Origin of the sequence: Bacteroides sp. LFL-34 (genome assembly GCF_027257075.1) — a bacterium.
GTDB lineage: Bacteria > Bacteroidota > Bacteroidia > Bacteroidales > Bacteroidaceae > Bacteroides > Bacteroides ovatus.
On record NZ_JAPQKZ010000126.1, the window covers coordinates 1 to 1,493 of the forward strand.

Consider the following 1,493-nt stretch of genomic DNA (forward strand, 5'->3'; position numbering starts at 1 on the left):
TTACGTGAAGTTGCCGCAGATTATCGACTTCACCGACAAGGACGGCAACGACCGGATGCAGGAGGAGATACAAGCCAACTATGACCGCATCCGTCAGGAAGTCAGGCAGATAGTCGAGGACGAGATAACCCGGATTAAGAACGACCCGGAGTTATGCCACTTGATTAAGGAGGAAGAATAGCTATATATAATAATGTATGGAGTGAAGAACAGCCGATGTAGCTTTACGGTTGTTCTTCATTTTGCTTTTTGGTGCGGTAGGCTTCAAAACGCACTAATATTTCGTGCAGGTTCTTCAATGCTTCCACAGCCTTGCCTATCGGCGGCATCTTGCTTTTGTCGAAAGTCAGTTTCTTCAAATCGGTAGTGTACGCCGTAGCCACTTCGGGTAACGCCATGACCGCTTCGGCATCCTTGAATATCGGTGCATCAGCCAGCGACAAGTGCGAACGGGAGTTTTTATTTAGTCCGTCCTCTATCGTCACCCGGTACATGGCATCCAAGAAATCTTCCGAATGTAGGTAATCGTTATATTCCTGATTGTGGTAGAGTGCCGACAAGTCGTAAACGTCACGGATATGCTTTGCCAACAGTGCGGCTGCATCCTCATTGTAAGACAGCTTTACCAGCCTTGAAACCTTGTCGCAGATAGTCTTTCGGGGGTTGATACACTGCGTTTCAAAACTTTCCAGCCCGTAGGTGCTTATCAGTTCCTCTTGCCCGATGCTTTCAAGAAAGGCGGTCACAATCGGTTTGATAACCCGCTTGTCCGCCGGGTAGAACATCAGTTTTTTGTCCGGCAGGTCACAGGATTTTATCTCTACTTCCAAATGTTCTTTCAGTCCCACGCCTTGAAATACATTGTCATACGAGAAATACAGTTTACGGTAATTACCGCCCGTTTCCGACAAATCTTCCTTGTATATGTCACTATTGAGTTCGGCTATGTATTTGGAAAGTTTCTTGTTCAATGTCTTTTCTGCCTGCTTGGACGCACCTTTATCACCCGTGAACACGAACAAGTCCAAATCTTCCGAGAAACGTTCTATCAGCCCGTAGGCTTTGGAAAGTGAAGTTCCGCCTTTGAAGTAGGTCTTATCCGCATATTCGGACATGGAAATATCCCGCAGTATCTTCGATACCCAGTAATCCTTTTCCACGTGCGACTGCTCGTAGCCGAAATGGTCAGCCGCCAGTGCGATGATTTCCTTGAACGCTTCCTTGTCCGAATGTAAATTCATATTTCTGTCCTATGCTGTTTTATAATCCAAGTTGAACCGTGTCGTGGGAAGAATGGTCTTTGCCATTTCCGTTTGCAATACGGTTTGTCTGATGTCGCCCAGTATATCCGCCACCACCTTTCTGACACGTGGCGGGTAACTTTTCGCCAAAGATACGATTTTTTCCAGTTCCGGCAGGCTGTACCCGTTGAAATATTGGCTTTTGACCCGGTTGTAGATGTCCTGCCCGGTTGTTCCGGGTATGCGCTTCAT

1 protein-coding gene and 2 pseudogenes are annotated in these 1,493 nt (G+C 47.0%); 1 reads left to right on the forward strand and 2 read right to left on the reverse strand.

The genetic code is table 11. The features are described 5' to 3' along the window. Positions 1-181 (forward strand): annotated as a pseudogene (locus N5O98_RS27150) (hypothetical protein); the annotation flags it as partial. A gap of 43 nt (positions 182-224) precedes the next feature. Here the strand turns inward: N5O98_RS27150 and N5O98_RS27155 are convergent. Then, positions 225-1,241 (reverse strand): nucleotidyl transferase AbiEii/AbiGii toxin family protein, encoded by a 1,017-nt coding sequence (locus N5O98_RS27155; RefSeq protein ID WP_004309977.1) that lies wholly within the window; start codon positions 1,239-1,241, stop codon positions 225-227. 9 nt (positions 1,242-1,250) lie between these two features. Then, positions 1,251-1,493 (reverse strand): annotated as a pseudogene (locus tag N5O98_RS27160) (hypothetical protein); the annotation flags it as partial.